The sequence below is a fragment of the Corynebacterium mastitidis DSM 44356 genome (genome assembly GCF_000375365.1).
GTDB classification, from domain to species: Bacteria; Actinomycetota; Actinomycetes; order Mycobacteriales; family Mycobacteriaceae; genus Corynebacterium; species Corynebacterium mastitidis.
Map to the genome: position 1 here is coordinate 112,267 of NZ_AQXB01000003.1, position 15,186 is coordinate 127,452.

Sequence of the window (15,186 nt, forward strand, 5' to 3'; positions counted from 1 at the left end):
GAAGCGCGTTGCTGGAAGTTCTCGTCCGTCACCTTCTAATCCTCCTCACTGGGCCGCCTGCAGCGCGGCGTTGAGTACGGCGCGCCCCACCGGGGAGGCCACCTTGCCTCCCGTGGCGCTTTGACCTTGGTTGCCGCCGTCCTTGACCACCACGCCCACGGCCACGTCGGCGTTCTCGCTGGGGCCGAAGGCCACATACCAGGTGTGCGGGGCCACGCCGTCGCCGTGCTCGGCGGTGCCGGTCTTGGAGGCGATGTCCTGGCCCGCGTAGCCCACCGTGGAGCGCTCGGACGCGCGCATCAGCTCCGTGAGCTGCGCGGCGATCTCCGGGCTTACGGCCTGATTCAGTTCCTTTGCGTTCACCCGGTCCAGCTCCCGGAGGTCCGGGGCGGTGATCCGGGAGACCACGTGCGGCTCCATGCGGGTGCCCCCGTTGGCCACCGTGGCGGCCATGACGGCGGCCTGGAGCGCGGACATTGTGACGTCGCGCTGCCCGATGGCGGACTGGCCCAGGGAGGCGTCGTCCGGCAGGTCGCCCAGGGAGCCGGGGGCCATGGACAGCCCGAGGTCGTAGGTCTGGCCCACGCCGAAGGCCTCCGCCGTGGAGCGCAGGGCGTCGCTGCCCACGTCGATGCCCATCTGGACAAACGCGGTGTTGCAGGAGAGCGCGAAGGCCGTGTGCAGCGTCACGTCCCCGCCGCCCCCGCAGGCCTGGCCCGCGTAGTTGGTCAGGGTCTGCTGCGTGTTGGGCAGGGTGATCTCCGGGGCCCCGGTGAGCGTGCTCTGCGCCGAGTACCCGTTCTCCAGGCCCGCCGCCGTGGTGATGATCTTGAAGATCGACCCGGGCGGGAGCGTCTCCTGCGTGGAGTGGTTGAGCAGCGGGTTGCCGGGGTCCGCGTTGAGCTGCGCCCAGGCGTCCTGCGAGGTCTGCGGGTCCACGATGGAGTTGGGGTTGTAGCCGGGGCTGGAGGCCATCGCCAGGATCTCCCCGGTGGAGGGGCGGATGGCCACCACGGAGCCCTCGTAGCCGTTGCCCACCAACTGGTCGTAGGCCACCTGCTGCACCTCGGGCACCAGGGTCAGCTCCACGTTGTTGCCGGTGGGGTCCGCGCCCAGGAGCTGGTCGAGCACCCGACCCGGGGTGGCGTCCGTGCCGTTGAGCACTCCGTTGTAGGAGGACTCGATGCCCGCCGCCCCGTACACGTCGGAGAGGTAGCCCACCACCGGGCTGAAGGCCACCGGGGCGGCCTCGTAGCTGCGGTGATACAGGCCGTCCTCCCCCTCGTAGGAGGAGGCCAGCACCTGCCCGCCCGCGGTGATCTGGCCGCGGGGGATGGACTTGGTCTCCAGGAAGTTGCGCTGATTGAGCGGGTTGGCCGCGTACTGATCGTGGCGGAACACCTGGATCACCGTGAGGTTGACCAGCAGCACCAGGGTCAGCAGCAGGGCAAAGACCGCAGTAAAACGAATAGAGCGATTCACCTAGTTCACCTTCCCTACGGCGGGCATGTAGCCGGTGCCCTCGCCGCCCTCCGGGGTGCGGCCCTCCGCGCCCCCGACGGGGGAGAGCCCGGCGGAGCCGTCGGTGGAGTCCGCGGGCGCGGCGGCGGGCCTGCGCGCCGCATCGGAGATGCGCAGCAGGATGCCCAGCAGCATGTAGTTGGCCATGAGGGAGGAGCCGCCCGCGGACATGAACGGCGTGGTCAGGCCGGTCATGGGCATGAGCGCGCTGATCCCGGCCACCACCACGAACACCTGGATCGCGATGGTGAGGGACAGACCCGAGGCCACCAGCTTGCCGTAGGAATCCCGGGCCAGCAGCGCCGTGCGGAAGCCCCGGGTGACCAGCAGCGCGAAGAGGACGAGCACGCCGGACAGGCCCACCAGCCCCATCTCCTCGCCCACGGCGGCCAGGATGAAGTCCGTCCACACCACCGGGATGATGTCCGGGTGGCCCTGGCCGATGCCCGTGCCCGTCAGCCCGCCCCAGGACATGCCGAAGAGCGAGTTGGCGAGCTGGAAGCCGGAGCTATCATACGTGGAAAAGGGATCCAGGAAGTTGCTCACGCGATCCTGAATCTTGGCGGAGATCATGTACACCCCGGTGCCGCCGAGGGCCACGAGCACCACGCCGATGAACAGCCAGGACACCCGGCCCGTGGCCAGGTACAGCATCCCCAGCACCGTGGCGAACAGCAGCAGCGCCGGGCCGAAGTCGTTGGTCCCGGCCATGATGAGGATGGCGATCGCCCACACCGCCAGGATCGGGGCGAGGTCCCGCAGCCGGGGGAAGGAAAGCCCCAGCACGCGGTAGCCCGCCACCGTGAACAGCGCGCGCTTATTCACCAGGAGCTGCGCGAAGAAGAGCAGCAGCAGGATCTTGGAGAACTCGCCCGGCTGCAGGGAGAACGGGCCGAAGGTGATCCAGATGCGCGCCTCCGCGTCCGCGGGCTGCGGCCACACCAGGGGCAGCGCCAACAGGGCCAGGCCCACCAGGCCCAGCAGGTAGGAATAGCGCGACAGCGAGCGGTACTCGCGCAGGAACACCAGCACCAGCACCAGCAGCACCACGCCCACGAAGGTCCACTGCACCTGGCGGGTCACCAGGGAGGTGCCGTTGGCCTCGTCGATGCGGTAGATCATCACCAGGCCCAGGCCGTTGAGGGTGGCCGTGACCGGGAGCATGATCTGATCCGCGTGCGGCGCCACGAAGCACAGCACGCAGTGCGCGGCCAGGAAGATCACCACGAAGCCGCCGATGACCCAGGCCAGCTCCGAGGTGAGCGTGTTGCCCTGAGACAGCTCCAGGTTGATGAGCATTGCGGAGACGAAGAACGCGGAGAGCACCAGCAGCCCCAGCTCCGTGCGGCGATGAAAGATCTGCGACACGCTCATGGTTACTTCACCTCCCGGCAATCCACCCCGGGCTTGGCTAGCTCGCCCGGGCGGGACGACTCCTCCGTCTGCGCCGGATCGGACTCCTTGCGCACGGTCACGCACGCGGGCAGGGCCTGATCCGCCAGGCGGCGGAGCTGCTGGTTGATCTCCTCGTACGTTCCGGACGGCATGGCCTCCACCGAGGAGCGCGCCGAGGCCGGGAGATCGTTCAGGCTAAAGCGGTGGCAATCCTTCTCGGAGACCTCCTGCGGGTCGGTCAGCCGCACCGAGGCGTCCGCGCCCAGGCAGGCGTGCTGATACTCCTCGTGCAGGTCCCGTCCCAGCACCGTGTAGTCCAGGCCGCGCTCCACGACGATCGCCCCGGCGTCATCCGTGGCGAGGAAGTACCGCTCCTTGGCGGTGTGGTACACCCACCAGCCGCCCACGATCAGCGCGATGAGCACCAATAAAGCGACGATGAGCGTGCCCCAGCGCCACGCTGAACCACGCTCAGACCCCTGATCGGCGTCCGCCTCCTCGTCCTCGGCGGCCTCGGGGGGATCGGGCACCCCGGACAGGGGCTGCGCGCTCACCTGGCCGTCGGGGGAGATGGTGGTGACCTTGGTGCGCAGGGCCGCCGCGCGGCCCGCGGCGGTATCCGGGTGGGAATCCTCCGAGGGCTCCCCGCACAGGGCGCCGCCGGTGGCGGGCTCGGTGGGCAGCTCCGCGAGCGCCCCCTCATCCATCGCGTCCGCGTCCACCACGTCCGCCACCACCACGGTCACGTTGTCCGGGCCGCCCGAGCGCAGCGCCAGCTCCACGAGCCGGTTCGCGGCCTCCGCCGGGGTGCCCTGGGCCAGGGTCTCCTCGATGGTGGAGTGCGTGACGGGGTCGGAGAGCCCGTCCGAGCACAGCAGCAGGCGATCCCCGGCCTTGGCGTCGAGGGTTGTGAGGGTGGGCTCCACGTCGCGCCCCGTGTAGGCCTTGAGGATCAGGGAGCGCTGCGGGTGCGTGGAGACGTCCTCCGGCAGCAGGCGACCCTCGTTGACCAGGGACTGCACGTAGGTGTCGTCCACCGTGAGCTGCTCCAGCGCTCCCCCGCGCAGGCGGTAGCCCCGGGAGTCCCCCACGTGGCACAGGCCAAACTCGCGGCCGTTGAAGGCCAGGGCCGTGAGCGTGGTGCCCATGCCCTGCGTCTCCGGGTGCGCCCCCACCTCGTCCGCGATGGCGCGGTTGGCCTCGTCGGCGCCCGCAGCCAGCAGCGCCAGCATGTCATTATCCCCGGTGTCCTTGTCCAGGTGCTCCAGGTGGGTAATCATGATCTGCGAGGCCACCTCGCCCGCGGCGTGGCCGCCCATGCCGTCCGCGAGGGCCAGCAGGTAGGGCCCGGCGTAGGCCGAATCCTCGTTGTTGCCCCGCACCAGGCCCCGGTCCGAGGCCACCGTGTAATTCAAGCGCAGCATTACGGCACCAACCTCACCGTGGTTCGACCCACGCGTATCGACGTCCCGGTGTCCACCCGCTCCGGCTGATCGATGCGGGTACCGGCCACGAAGGTGCCGTTGCGGGAATCCAGGTCCTCAACAAACCAGTCCGAGCCGCGCCGGAACAGGCGCGCGTGCCGTGCGGACGCGAAGTCGTCGCCAAGCACAAAGTCGCAGTCCGGGCTGCGCCCCAGCACCACCTCGCCCACCGAGGCGATCTCCATGTGGGAGCCCTGCAGGGGGCCCTCCACGATGGTGATCCTATTGATGGGGGCGGACTTGCGCGGGGCGGGGGCCGCGCCGCGCCGGGAGCGCTTGCCCGGCTGCGCGCCGCCCACCAGCGCGGTATCCCGGCGCATGGCGCGCAGCGCCACGAGGATGAGAAGCCACAGCAACACCAGGACCCCGATGCGGAACCCGGTGAGGACGAGTGAGTCCATGAGTGCTCTCCTTGGGTGCTAGTTCTGCCGAGGCCAGATGACGCGGACCTCGATGTGGGAATGGCCGATGGTGATGATGTCCCCGTCCGCCAGCAGCCAGTTATCCACCGGGGTGTCGTTGACGGTGGTGCCGTTGGTGGACTGCAGGTCCACCAGCACGGCGTCCTGCCCGTCCCAGGTGACCTCCGCGTGCTGGCGGGAGACCCCCGTGTCCGGGAGGCGGAAGTCCGCGTCGTGGGAGCGCCCGAGGATGTTCGACCCCTCCTGCACCAGGTACGTGCGCGAGGAGCCGTCCTGAAGGAGCAGGCTTACCGTGGGGCGATCCGGCTGCCGCTGCTGCGTCGGGGCGCCCGCCGCGGATGCCTGGCGAGGAATGAACTCGGTGGCGGCGTCGCGCCCGGACGGTCCAGGCTGGGGATGGTTCATCTGCTCTCTTTCGTTCTCGTGGGCGTTCGTGGCGTTCTGGTAGGGCTTGTCGCGCTTGCCGGGGGAGGCGGGAGCGGGAGCGGGGGCCCCGATCCAGTCGAAGCCGGTCGGCTGATCGGGGGAGGGGTTGGCGTAGGAGGACACCCGCAGCTGGCCCGTGCGCATCCCCGACTCCTCCGCGATGCGCACCACCACCGGGCCGGGCAGCGCCAGGCCCTGGTTGCGGCAGTAGCGCGTCATGCGATCCGCGAAGTCCTCGGGCAGGCTCGCGCTCTGCCGCGCGAGGTTGCGGACGTCGCTCTGGGACAGCCCGACGATAAAGACGTTGGGGGCCTCCGGGCGGCCGTCCACCGCCTCCACGTTGTCCTCGATCTCCTGCTTGAGAAGCTCTTCGATCTCCGCGGGCACCACGCTGCCGCCAAAGACGAGGGCAAAGCCGTTATCCAGGCCGCGCTGCATGGCGCTATCGAACTTGGCAAAGCGAGCCATGATCGACACGTGCTCAACCTCCTCTTGCTTCTCCCTGAACAATTCCGCCCCCGACGCCGTTCGTGGCGGCGCGCGGCGACGCACCCGACGCCCCGCTCGGGGCCGCCGAGGCCGCCGCGATGAGGGGCCTAGGACGCATGGAGGGATCACGGATGACCCCACACACCCGGATGAGGCGCGCATACGTACAGACCAGTATAGGGGCAAGGCAAGGGGGATAGATAGGCGCGGGCGCATACGAGGGGGTGGTGCGCGGCGCGATAGTGGGGTTTGACCTGCGTGTTTGTCATGGGTGTGGTGCTGCGTATAGAGTCTTAGGAGTCGCAACGGCGGCCACTTGATTTGGGCGAGTGGCGGAATTGGCAGACGCGCTGGCTTCAGGTGCCAGTGTCCTTTTTGGACGTGGGGGTTCAAGTCCCCCTTCGCCCACAGATGAGATCCCACCTGTTCCCCTCGGGGAGCGGGTGGGATCTTTTTTGTCGGTACGGCTTTGGGGGTGAGGTTGCGGTGGGGAATGCCTGCGCGTGAGCCCCGCCGACTATGTACCGCCGGGGTATCTCGGGTGTTCGGCTGGCACCTCCGGTGCTTGTGTGGTGGTGCCGCAGCGCGCGCCCGCGCCGGGTCCGCTTTGGGGAGTGAGCCAGGTGCCCTGCCGGGGGTTGGCGGCGCGAAGGGGTGCCAGCGCAGGGTGGGGCGGGCGAGCGCGGGCGGAGGTGGCACCCCGTGGAGCGGAGCAGGGTGGGGCGGGCGCGGGAAGGGGAGAACCCTGGCGGCCTGGACGCCTGGGAACAATGGCGCGGCGGGCGGCGGGGTGTGTGCGCGAAGGGGTGACGGTGGCGTCGATAAGCGCCACGCGGGAGGCGCGCTGGCACCCCTTCGCGCGGGCTAGGCTAAGCCCCATGTTTCTGGCGGAGAACATCTGCGGCAGCGAGGTAGACGCGCAGGGGCGCTGCGCGCACTATCGGCAGCACTGGGACGTGGTGGCCAACCGGTGTGCCACCTGCGGACAGTGGTGGGCGTGCCATCGTTGCCATGAGGAAGCGGCGGAACACGCCTTTGGGCGGGTGAGCAGGGAGGCGGCCGACGCTGTGCTGTGCGGGGCGTGCGGGCACCGCATGGGGTACGCGGACTACCACGGTGCGGCCGGGTGCCCCGGGTGCGGGCACCCGTTCAATCCCGGGTGCGCCCTACATACGGGCCTGTACTTTTTGTGAGATTAGGTACCCCCTTAATCTCACAAAGAATCGGCGCGGGGCGGAATCGTGTGAGTTTTCTCGTAGCGGCTCGCGCGCCCGGAACCGCGGGCCACCACCACGCTCTCCGCCGCGAGGGCATCGAGGGTTCTCTTGGCGGTGCCCCGCGAGGTGTCGGTGAGCAGGGCGAGATCGCCGGTGGTGATGGCGTCGGCGGTGGAGAGCCAGGCATGCACGGTGGCGGCCTGATTCTCGATCTCGGTGGAGAGGTAGTCCATGAGGGGGTAGGTGCTGGTGGCGTCGTAGGCCTGCACCATGAGCTTGCGGGCGGTGTCCCCCAGGATCCAGGTGTTTTTGTATTTCCGGATGAGGGGTTGCGAGCGCACCGTGGACTGGCGGGCGGCCTCGAGGGCGATGAGCGCGGCCTCGCGGTCCGATTGGAGAGCGGCCGCGGTGGACTCCACCGTGATGAAGGGCAAGCGCAGCAGGAGGTTGAGCACGATGGCCACGCGATAGTCCTGCTGGCGTTCCGCCGGGGTGATGGCCCGCACACAGTCCAGCACCGGGTAGATGGGTTGCCCGCCGTGCAGGGAGCACTCCACGTGTGGTCCCGCGATTTCCTTGATGGTGGGCGGGCGGTGGCCCAGCACGATCATGTCCCGGTACATGCGATCCACGCCCACGCCCTGCTTATCCACCAGCCCGAGGGCCCGGAAGAGGTCGGCCAGGGCGGGGTAGCGGGCCTCGCGGTTGCTGAGCACGTTGTTCTCCGTGATGGCCCCGGGGAACGCGCCGGGGCTGCGCACCGTGAGCGAGCTATCGAGCTCGACCCAGCGGACGTCGGTGGGCTCGCTGCGGTTCCAATCGCGGTGGATCACCCCGTTGAGCAGGGCTTCACGAATGGACTGCTCGGGCACGCGGCGGACGAGCTCGTGGTGCAGCCCGGCCTGATGCGTGGCAAAGGTATTGACGGCACCGAGGGCGCGCTCGACGATGTCGAGCTGTTCGATCAGGGAAAGATCGGCCGGGGGCACCACGCGGTTGAGGATGGAGCCGCCGGGCACGTTAAAGACGGTGACCTCTAAGGCCGACGCATCCAGCGCGCAGAAGAGCAGCGCGCCGGCCTGGGTGAGGCGATTATCCGAGCGCAGCGCGCCGGAGCGACGCAGCAGGTCCGTGGCGGTCAGGGCACCCCCATCGGGGGAAAACCACCGGCGGGCGATCTCGACGGCCCCCGGGCGCACGGCATCGACGCCAAGGTCGGAGGGCTGCGCCATGACGTCCGCCTGCGCGGTGGCGTCGCGGTGCTGCCACCACTCGGCGCGGTCCACGGGCTCGCAGGAGGCCCCCACCCGCCACCGAATCTGGCCGCCGGTGTTTTCCACCGGCTCGCGGGCCTCCGCCACGTACACGACGAGCACGCGCAGCCCCTCCACCTGGGTACTCACGATATCGGGGGCCACGGACACGGCGGAATAGATGCGCTGGCGCAACCAGTCAATGTCTAGCTCCGTGCCGATGATCCGGCCGGAATGATCCTCTACGCCGTAGATGAGGGCCCCGCCGCCGGGGGAGTTGGCCATGCAGGCCACCTCGTCGGCCAACTTTGTGGCGGCCGTTTGGTTGGTGCGCTCGCCGGGCTCGATGGTGCCGCCCCGGCCGCGCCGCCCCGCCTCCTCCTTGAAGTCCACCTGCTGGGTTTCCTCAGTGTGGGTGAGGGCCCCTCCCTTGGCCGTGGCGAGGACTGCGGCCACCTGCTGCTCGAGCTGGTGGCGCAGGGAGGAGGTCCTGGAGACGAGCATACGTGCAGCGTAGCAGCGAATTGTGAGATTAGGTACCCCCTTAATCTCACAAAGAATTGGCGCGGGGCGGAATCGTGTGAGATTAAGGCGGCTAGGCGGACTAGACCCCCAGGAACCGCTCCACCACGCGCCGGTAGGCCCGCACGGTGAGGCGCAGGTCCTCCAGGTGCAGGTGCTCGTCGTGGGAGTGGAGCTGCCTGTTGGCCTCCGCCAGGGTGCGCTCGCGGGCGTGCAGCGCAAAGCCGTAGCCCACCCCGCCGAGGCGGCGGGCAAAGCGCAGGTCGGACCCGCCCGTGGCGAGCACGGGCACCACGGCCGCCTCGGGGAACTCCTCGCGGATCGTGGCCACCAGGGCGTCCCACAGCGGCCCCTCGGCGGGGGACTGCGTGGCGGGCTCCGAGATGAGGCGCTCGATGCGCACCTCGTCCGCGAGGTCTCCCAGGGCCTCCCGCAGCACGGCGTCCACCTCGTCCTGTGTGGTTCCGGGCAGGGGGCGGATGTCCATGTCCAGCCAGGCGTGGGAGGGCAGCACGTTGATGGCCCCGCCGGCGCGCAGCACCGTCTGGGCCAGCGTGAGGTGCGAGAACGCCTGGGCGTAGGAGGTGAGCTCGCCAAAGACCTCGTAGTCCCCGGTGCCCTCCAGCAGCGCGCGCTCCGTGTCGGGATCGAAGCGGAAGGCGCGGACGAAGCCTCGCCACACCTCGTTGTCCGTCACCGGGGGCTCGGCGGCGGCGATGCGGCGCGCCACCTCGGCGACGCGCGCGATCGCGGAGTCCTTGCCGTGGGGGGTGGAGCCGTGCCCGGCGTCGCCGGTGACGTGCAGCCGACGCTGCGCCGCGCCCTTCTCACCCACGTTGATGACCACGGCGTCGGAGCCGTCGGCAGTGGGCAGGTGCGAGCCGCCCGTCTCCGAGAGGCAGTTGCGCCAGCTCAGCGCCTCGGGCATGTGCTGGGCGATCCACCCCGCCCCCAGGCCGCCGCGCGCCTCCTCGTCCGCCAGGGCCACGAAGGTAAGGGTGCCCCTCGGGCGACCGGTGCGGGCCACCTCGCGGGTCACGGCCGCCATCGCGGCGGTGATAAACAGCATGTCCACCGCGCCGCGCCCGTAGAGCTTGCCGTCTACAATCTCCGCGCCGAAGGGATCGGTGGTCCACCGGGCCTCGTCCACCGGGACGACGTCGATGTGCCCCAGCAGGGTCAGCGGCTCCGCCTCCGGGTCGCTGCCGTCCACGGTGAAGGCGATCGACGCCCTCCCGGGGTGCGGCTCGAAGCGCCGGGAGGTCACCCCGGAACCGGCGAAGAAGCGTTCCAGGGTTTCCACGTTGCGGACCTCCTGCCCGGAGTCCGGGGTGAGGTCGTTGACGCAGGCGTTGCGGATCAGCTCCTGGAGCAGGGCGAGGGCGTCGTCGTAGAGGCGGTCGTAGAGAGGCATGGGTTCCATTATGGGCGAGCCGAGGCTAGCATGAGGAGGATAAGTGTGCAATGAGAAACATAGTGAGGGGAAAGCCGTGGAAATCTCCGCGATAACCGAATGGACCTTTGTCTCCGAGGTCCCCGTGCCCGAGGACGTGCTCTCCATGCTGGTGCCGGGGGAACGGCCCCATGCGGCCTTCAAGACGTTCCGGGACTCCGCGATCTTTACCAGCAAGCGCCTCATCGTGCGAGACGCCCAGGGGCTGCGCGGCAAGAAGGTCGAGGTGTACTCCCTGCCCTATAGCTCCATCAACATGTGGTCCACGGAAAACGCGGGAACCCTGGACTTTAACGCCGAGGTGGAGCTATGGACGCGCGCCGGGAAGGTGAAGATCAAGATCGGCCGTGGGGTGGACATCCGGCGCATTGATAACCTCATCGCCCAGTGCGTCCTGGGCGGCGAGTAGGGCGCTTCTACCGCACATCCCCGAACCTGCGCACCACCCAGCCGCGCAGCAGGATGAGCGCCACGCCGAGCACCATCGTCACGCCCGAGGCGGCGAGGAAGAAGGCGCGCTCGGCGCCGGGTCCGGCGTCGATAGCCGCCTCGTACTGGGTGCCCAGCACCCCGGCCAGCGAGGTGCCCATGGACAGGGCCATGAGCCACACGGCGAACATGCGGGACTTGAACGCCTCCGGGGCCACCTTGGTGGCCAGGGAGTTGCCCACCGGGGAGACGAGCAGCTCGCTCAGGGTGAACAGGAGGAGCAGGATCACGATCATGAGCAGCGGCGTGGAGCCCTCCTCGCCCCCGGCGTAGGGGAGGAAGAGCAGCAGGGAGGCCCCGATGATGAGGTTGGAGACGCCGAACTTGACGGGGCTGGACCACTGGCGCTCGCCCAGGTGCGTCCACATCGCGGCGAAGACGCCGGAGAGCAGGACGATGAAGAAGGGGTTGACGGACTGCACCTGGCTGGGCTTGAGGCGGTATTCGAAGAAGCCCAGGTTGAGGTCCAGGTTCACCCTCGTATCCGTGTAGAGCGCCAGGATGGTGAACTGGGACTGGAAGATGGCAAAGAACATCACGCAGCCGAACAGCAGCGGCAGGTAGCCCACGAGCCGGGAGCGCTCCTGCGCGGTGGTGTGCGGGGAGCGGAGCATCTGCGTCAGCAGGATCACCGCCGCCAGGAAGGCCAGCAGGGCCACGTAGTGCGAGAGGGCCTTGAGCGGGAGGAGGCCAAAGACGAAGGGGGACACGAGCAGCGCCACCAGGATGATCCCGCCGAGGGCATAGGTCAGGTACCGGCCGCGCTCCAGGGGATTAGGCACCCGGCGGCTGTCCGGGTTGATGGTGCCCTTGCGCATCACAACGTATTGGGCCAACCCGACGGCCATGCCGATGGCCGCCAGCCCGAACCCCCAGTGGAACCCGCCCCGGCCCCAGGCCTCGCCCGTGACGAGGGGGCCGATGAGCGCGCCGATGTTCACGGCCATGTAGAAGATGGAAAAGCCGGCGTCGCGCTTGGGGTCGGAGCGGGAATAGAGATCCCCCAGCACCACCTGGGAGGCGGTCTTGACGCCGCCGGAGCCGAGCCCGATGAGGCCCACGCCCAGGATCAGGCCAGGAAAGCCCGGCACGAGGGCCAGGGCGATGTGCCCGGCCATCACCAGGATGGCGGAGAAGAAGAGCGTGCGCTCGGGGCCGAGGAGGCGGTCGCTGACGAGCGACGCCACTACCGAGGTGATATACACGAAGCCGCCGTAGGCGCCCACGAGGGACAGCGCGGTGCCCTCGTCCATGCCCAGGCCGCCCTTGGTGGTGGAGTAATAGAGGTAGTAGCCCAGGATGGTGAGCATGCCGTAGTAGCTGAAGCGCTCCCACAGCTCGATGCCAAAGAGATTGGCCAGCCCCCACGGTTGGCCCAGGAAGGTACGGCCCTCGGTGCTATTCATGGGGATAGTGTAGTGGCCTGCGGGGAGGGGGAGGAAAAAATTAACCCCGAGCGACCTGCGCCGGTGTGCGGCCGGGCCGGGCGCGAGGAACTAGCGGTACCCTCGGGAAACATGGAACGCATGGCCGGGGTAGACGAGGCGATCGCCCGCCTGGTGGAGCTGTACGACGCCGCCACGGCGCGGGCAGCGGACATCTTCGCGTCGGGGGACTACGAGGCGTACCGGGAGGTGACCTACCCGCGCCTGGAGGTGGAGGTCACGCGGTGGCGGCCCATCGACCGCCGCGCCCCCTTCGGCTACGTGGACGAGGCCGGGCGCTACGGCGCGGAGTTCACCAAGCCCCGCCTGCTGCGCGGATACCTACGGGAACAGCTCACCCGGCTGGTGGGCAACTACCCCTGCGAGATCTCCGTGGGCCCCTCCCGCACGCGCATCCCGCCCGAGTACATCCGGGGCCTGGAAAACGTGGACGAGGCGCGCCGGGCGGGCGACCTCGGGGACGCGGTGCCCCGGCCCTCCCTGGACGAGGTGGACGACGGGATCGTGGATGGCCACTGGGAGGCCTTTCACGGGCCGGTCAAGCCGCTGTTCCACTTTGGCCCGCAGCGCTGCGACATCGCCTGCGCGCGCATCGAGCACTACACCGGAATCCCGGTGGACACGCTGCAAAAGTACATCCTGTTTACCAACTACCCCATGCACACCAGCGAGTTCGTGGACTTCGGGCTGCGGGAACTAGGCCGGGAGGGCTCGCGCTACACCGAGCTGGTGCTGCCCAGCGGGCAGCGCGCCACCGGCGGCGAGGAGCGGGTGGATAAGACCGCCACCAGCCAGATGCCCCGCTACGACCTGTGCACGCCCGGCGGCGACGGCATCAGCATCATCAACATCGGCGTGGGCCCCTCCAACGCCAAGACCATCACCGACTGCCTGGCGGTGCTGCGCCCTGAGGCCTGGATCATGATCGGCCACTGCGCCGGGCTGGACGGCCGCATGCGCATGGGCGACCTCATCCTGGGCAACGCCTACCAGCGCGAGGATCACGTGATGGACGGGCGCATCCGCCGCGACGTCCCCATCCCCGCCGTCCCGGAGATCCAGCGCGCCCTGGAATCCAGCGTGGACGCCGTGTACGGCCAGGATCATTCCCTCATGCGCACCGGCACCGTGCTCTCCACCGACGACCGCAACTGGGAGTGGCACACCGCCCGCGAGCTGTGGGAATGGCTGCGCGACTCCACCGCCGTGGCCGTGGACATGGAATCGTGCACGCTGGCGGCCAACGGCTACCGCTACCGGGTGCCCTACGGCACGCTGCTGAGCGTCTCGGATCTTCCGCTGCACGCGGTGCCCAAGCTGCCCGCGCAGGCGCAGGCCTTCTACTCCTCCTCCAAGGAGGCGCACGTGATGTGCGCGGTGCGGGCGATGGAGTACCTGGCGCAGGACCCGGAGCGGCTGCGCACCCGCAAGCTGCGGCGCGCCATCGGGGAGGTGCCGTTTAGGTAGGCGCTAGGCGGCGTCGTTTTTGGCGATGTGATATCCCGCCTGGTCGAGGGCCGTGTGCAGGGCGCTGACGAGGGTGGCGTCGAGGGCGTTCGGGGTCAGCGAGCCGAGCAGGAGGCTCCGGGCAAAGGACGAGGGGGGCTGCTGGCCTGCGGCCTGCGTGAGACGCAGGAACTCCTCCTCGGAGAGGCGGATCTGGAGGGTCCTATTCCTGGAGGTGCCGGGGCGGGAAATAACGGTATCCGCTCGGGCGGCGGCACCTGATTCCACCTGCGGGGTTTCCTCGATGGCCTGCTGCAGCTTGGGGGGGATCATGGGTCTTCCTCTCGGTAGCGGGCTTGATCGCGCGGGTTGGAGCGCCAGCAGTTGACCCCGTAGACCGCGCCGTCCTCGGTGACGGTGATGACGGTAAGGATGGCGTTGGCCCCGGCGGAAAAGCCGATGGTGCGGTCGCTCACCCCGCTGAGGCTCGCGGGATCGGGGCTGTACGTGACGGCGCGGGGATCGGCCAGCGCCTCGTTGGCCTCCGCGACGGTGACGCCGTGCTTGGCTATGTAACCGGAGCGATAGGACCAATCGACCACACGACTCACTGTACTACGTGCGTATTGCGCGGGGCGGAAGCCAAGGGCTCGCGCCGGTCGGCGCCGCTGCGCGCAGGGAAACGCCACCCCCTACACTGGCGTGGGAAGGAGGAACTATGACTCAGAACACCATCACCGAGGAGCGCCGCGGCCGCGTGGCGCTCATTACGCTCAACCGCCCCACGGCGCTCAACGCTCTCAACGCGGAGCTCATGGGGGAGGTGACGGAGGCGGTGACCCGCCTGGACGCCAGCCCGGAGGTCGGCGCGATCGTCCTCACGGGCTCCGCCAAGGCCTTTGCCGCCGGGGCGGACATCAAGGAGATGGCGGAGAAGGGCGCCACGGAGATGTACAACGCCGATTGGTTCGGCGGCTGGGACGCCCTGACCCGGGCCCGCACCCCCATCATCGCGGCGGTCTCCGGCTACGCCCTGGGCGGGGGCTGCGAGCTGGCCATGATGTGCGATCTCATCATCGCCGCCGAGGGTGCGCGCTTCGGTCAGCCGGAGATCAACCTGGGCATCCTGCCGGGCATGGGCGGTTCCCAGCGGCTCGTTCGCGCGGTGGGCAAGGCCAAGGCGATGGAGATGTGCCTGACCGGGCGCATGATGGACGCCCGGGAGGCGGAGCGCTCCGGCCTGGTGGCCCGCGTGGTGCCGGACGATTCCCTGCTGGAGGAGGCCCTGGAGACGGCCCGGGTGATCGCCTCCAAGTCCAAGGTGGCGTCCACGATGGTCAAGGAGGCCGTGAACGCGGCCTTCGAGGCGAACCTGTCCCAGGGGCTGCTCTTCGAGCGCCGCCTGGTGCACTCGGTCTTTGCCTCGGAGGATCAGAAGGAGGGCATGGCGGCCTTCGTGGACAAGCGCGAGCCGGAGTTTCGCCACCGCTAGGGGCACCGGTCACCGCCGCCGGTGGTTGCAGGGCGTCGATAGGGGCGGGAGAGGGCCCGGCGGCGATGGTCGGGTGACGCCTCCCGGACCGCCCTGTGTATCGTGTACCACATTGCACGACGGGGTGCCGAG

General features: G+C 69.2%; 14 protein-coding genes and 1 tRNA gene. 5 read left to right on the forward strand and 10 right to left on the reverse strand.

What is annotated here, in order from left to right; translation table 11 throughout:
* Positions 1-45 precede the first annotated feature (45 nt).
* From B140_RS0104580 to B140_RS0104600, 5 genes are read right to left on the reverse strand one after another with little or no spacing between them, the layout of a single operon-like run.
* Positions 46-1,482 carry a peptidoglycan D,D-transpeptidase FtsI family protein gene (locus B140_RS0104580; RefSeq protein WP_018118176.1) on the reverse strand — a complete coding sequence of 479 codons (1,437 nt, stop codon included), beginning with the start codon at positions 1,480-1,482 and terminating at the stop codon, positions 46-48.
* Positions 1,483-2,895 (reverse strand): FtsW/RodA/SpoVE family cell cycle protein, encoded by a 1,413-nt coding sequence (locus B140_RS0104585; RefSeq protein WP_018118177.1) that lies wholly within the window; start codon positions 2,893-2,895, stop codon positions 1,483-1,485.
* Between the two features lie 2 nt (positions 2,896-2,897).
* Positions 2,898-4,340, reverse strand: a complete 1,443-nt coding sequence (locus B140_RS0104590) for a PP2C family protein-serine/threonine phosphatase (RefSeq protein ID WP_018118178.1) — start codon at positions 4,338-4,340, stop codon at positions 2,898-2,900.
* The gene (locus tag B140_RS0104595; protein WP_018118179.1) at positions 4,340-4,801 is read right to left on the reverse strand and encodes an FHA domain-containing protein FhaB/FipA; all 462 of its coding nucleotides are present in this window, start codon (positions 4,799-4,801) and stop codon (positions 4,340-4,342) included. The genes B140_RS0104590 and B140_RS0104595 overlap by 1 nt, the downstream gene beginning before the upstream one ends.
* Before the next feature lie 18 nt (positions 4,802-4,819).
* Complete coding sequence (locus B140_RS0104600) at positions 4,820-5,725, reverse strand: FHA domain-containing protein (protein ID WP_018118180.1); 906 nt, start codon at positions 5,723-5,725, stop codon at positions 4,820-4,822.
* A gap of 335 nt (positions 5,726-6,060) precedes the next feature.
* Here B140_RS0104600 and B140_RS0104605 point away from each other — a divergent pair.
* Positions 6,061-6,145 (forward strand) — tRNA-Leu (locus tag B140_RS0104605).
* A gap of 470 nt (positions 6,146-6,615) precedes the next feature.
* Positions 6,616-6,930: a CHY zinc finger protein gene (locus B140_RS0104610; RefSeq protein ID WP_026165998.1), complete on the forward strand. Its 315-nt coding sequence runs from the start codon at positions 6,616-6,618 to the stop codon at positions 6,928-6,930.
* 20 nt (positions 6,931-6,950) lie between these two features.
* Here B140_RS0104610 and B140_RS0104615 read toward each other — a convergent pair whose 3' ends face one another.
* Positions 6,951-8,711: a DUF5635 domain-containing protein gene (locus B140_RS0104615; protein WP_018118182.1), complete on the reverse strand. Its 1,761-nt coding sequence runs from the start codon at positions 8,709-8,711 to the stop codon at positions 6,951-6,953.
* A 100-nt stretch (positions 8,712-8,811) separates the two neighbouring features.
* Positions 8,812-10,143: a M20/M25/M40 family metallo-hydrolase gene (locus tag B140_RS0104620; protein WP_018118183.1), complete on the reverse strand. Its 1,332-nt coding sequence runs from the start codon at positions 10,141-10,143 to the stop codon at positions 8,812-8,814.
* Between the two features lie 76 nt (positions 10,144-10,219).
* Here B140_RS0104620 and B140_RS0104625 point away from each other — a divergent pair, with 76 nt between their 5' ends.
* Complete coding sequence (locus B140_RS0104625) at positions 10,220-10,591, forward strand: PH domain-containing protein (protein WP_018118184.1); 372 nt, start codon at positions 10,220-10,222, stop codon at positions 10,589-10,591.
* A gap of 7 nt (positions 10,592-10,598) precedes the next feature.
* Here the strand turns inward: B140_RS0104625 and B140_RS0104630 are convergent, their stop codons facing one another.
* Positions 10,599-12,077: a peptide MFS transporter gene (locus tag B140_RS0104630; RefSeq protein ID WP_018118185.1), complete on the reverse strand. Its 1,479-nt coding sequence runs from the start codon at positions 12,075-12,077 to the stop codon at positions 10,599-10,601.
* A gap of 111 nt (positions 12,078-12,188) precedes the next feature.
* On the opposite strand from B140_RS0104630, the gene amn reads away from it, so the two are divergent.
* Positions 12,189-13,583 (forward strand): AMP nucleosidase, encoded by a 1,395-nt coding sequence (amn, locus tag B140_RS0104635; RefSeq protein ID WP_026166000.1) that lies wholly within the window; start codon positions 12,189-12,191, stop codon positions 13,581-13,583.
* Between the two features lie 3 nt (positions 13,584-13,586).
* Here the strand turns inward: amn and B140_RS0104640 are convergent, their stop codons facing one another.
* Together B140_RS0104640 and B140_RS0104645 are read right to left on the reverse strand one after the other, a co-directional pair.
* A complete protein-coding gene (locus B140_RS0104640; protein WP_018118187.1) occupies positions 13,587-13,895 on the reverse strand; it encodes a hypothetical protein in 309 nt (102 codons plus the stop codon).
* On the reverse strand, positions 13,892-14,164 hold the full coding sequence (locus B140_RS0104645) for a BrnT family toxin (RefSeq protein ID WP_018118188.1): 273 nt from the start codon (positions 14,162-14,164) through the stop codon (positions 13,892-13,894). Before B140_RS0104645 ends, B140_RS0104640 begins: the two co-directional genes overlap by 4 nt.
* Before the next feature lie 116 nt (positions 14,165-14,280).
* On the opposite strand from B140_RS0104645, the gene B140_RS0104650 reads away from it, so the two are divergent.
* Positions 14,281-15,054, forward strand: a complete 774-nt coding sequence (locus B140_RS0104650) for an enoyl-CoA hydratase (protein ID WP_018118189.1) — start codon at positions 14,281-14,283, stop codon at positions 15,052-15,054.
* Positions 15,055-15,186 lie beyond the last annotated feature (132 nt).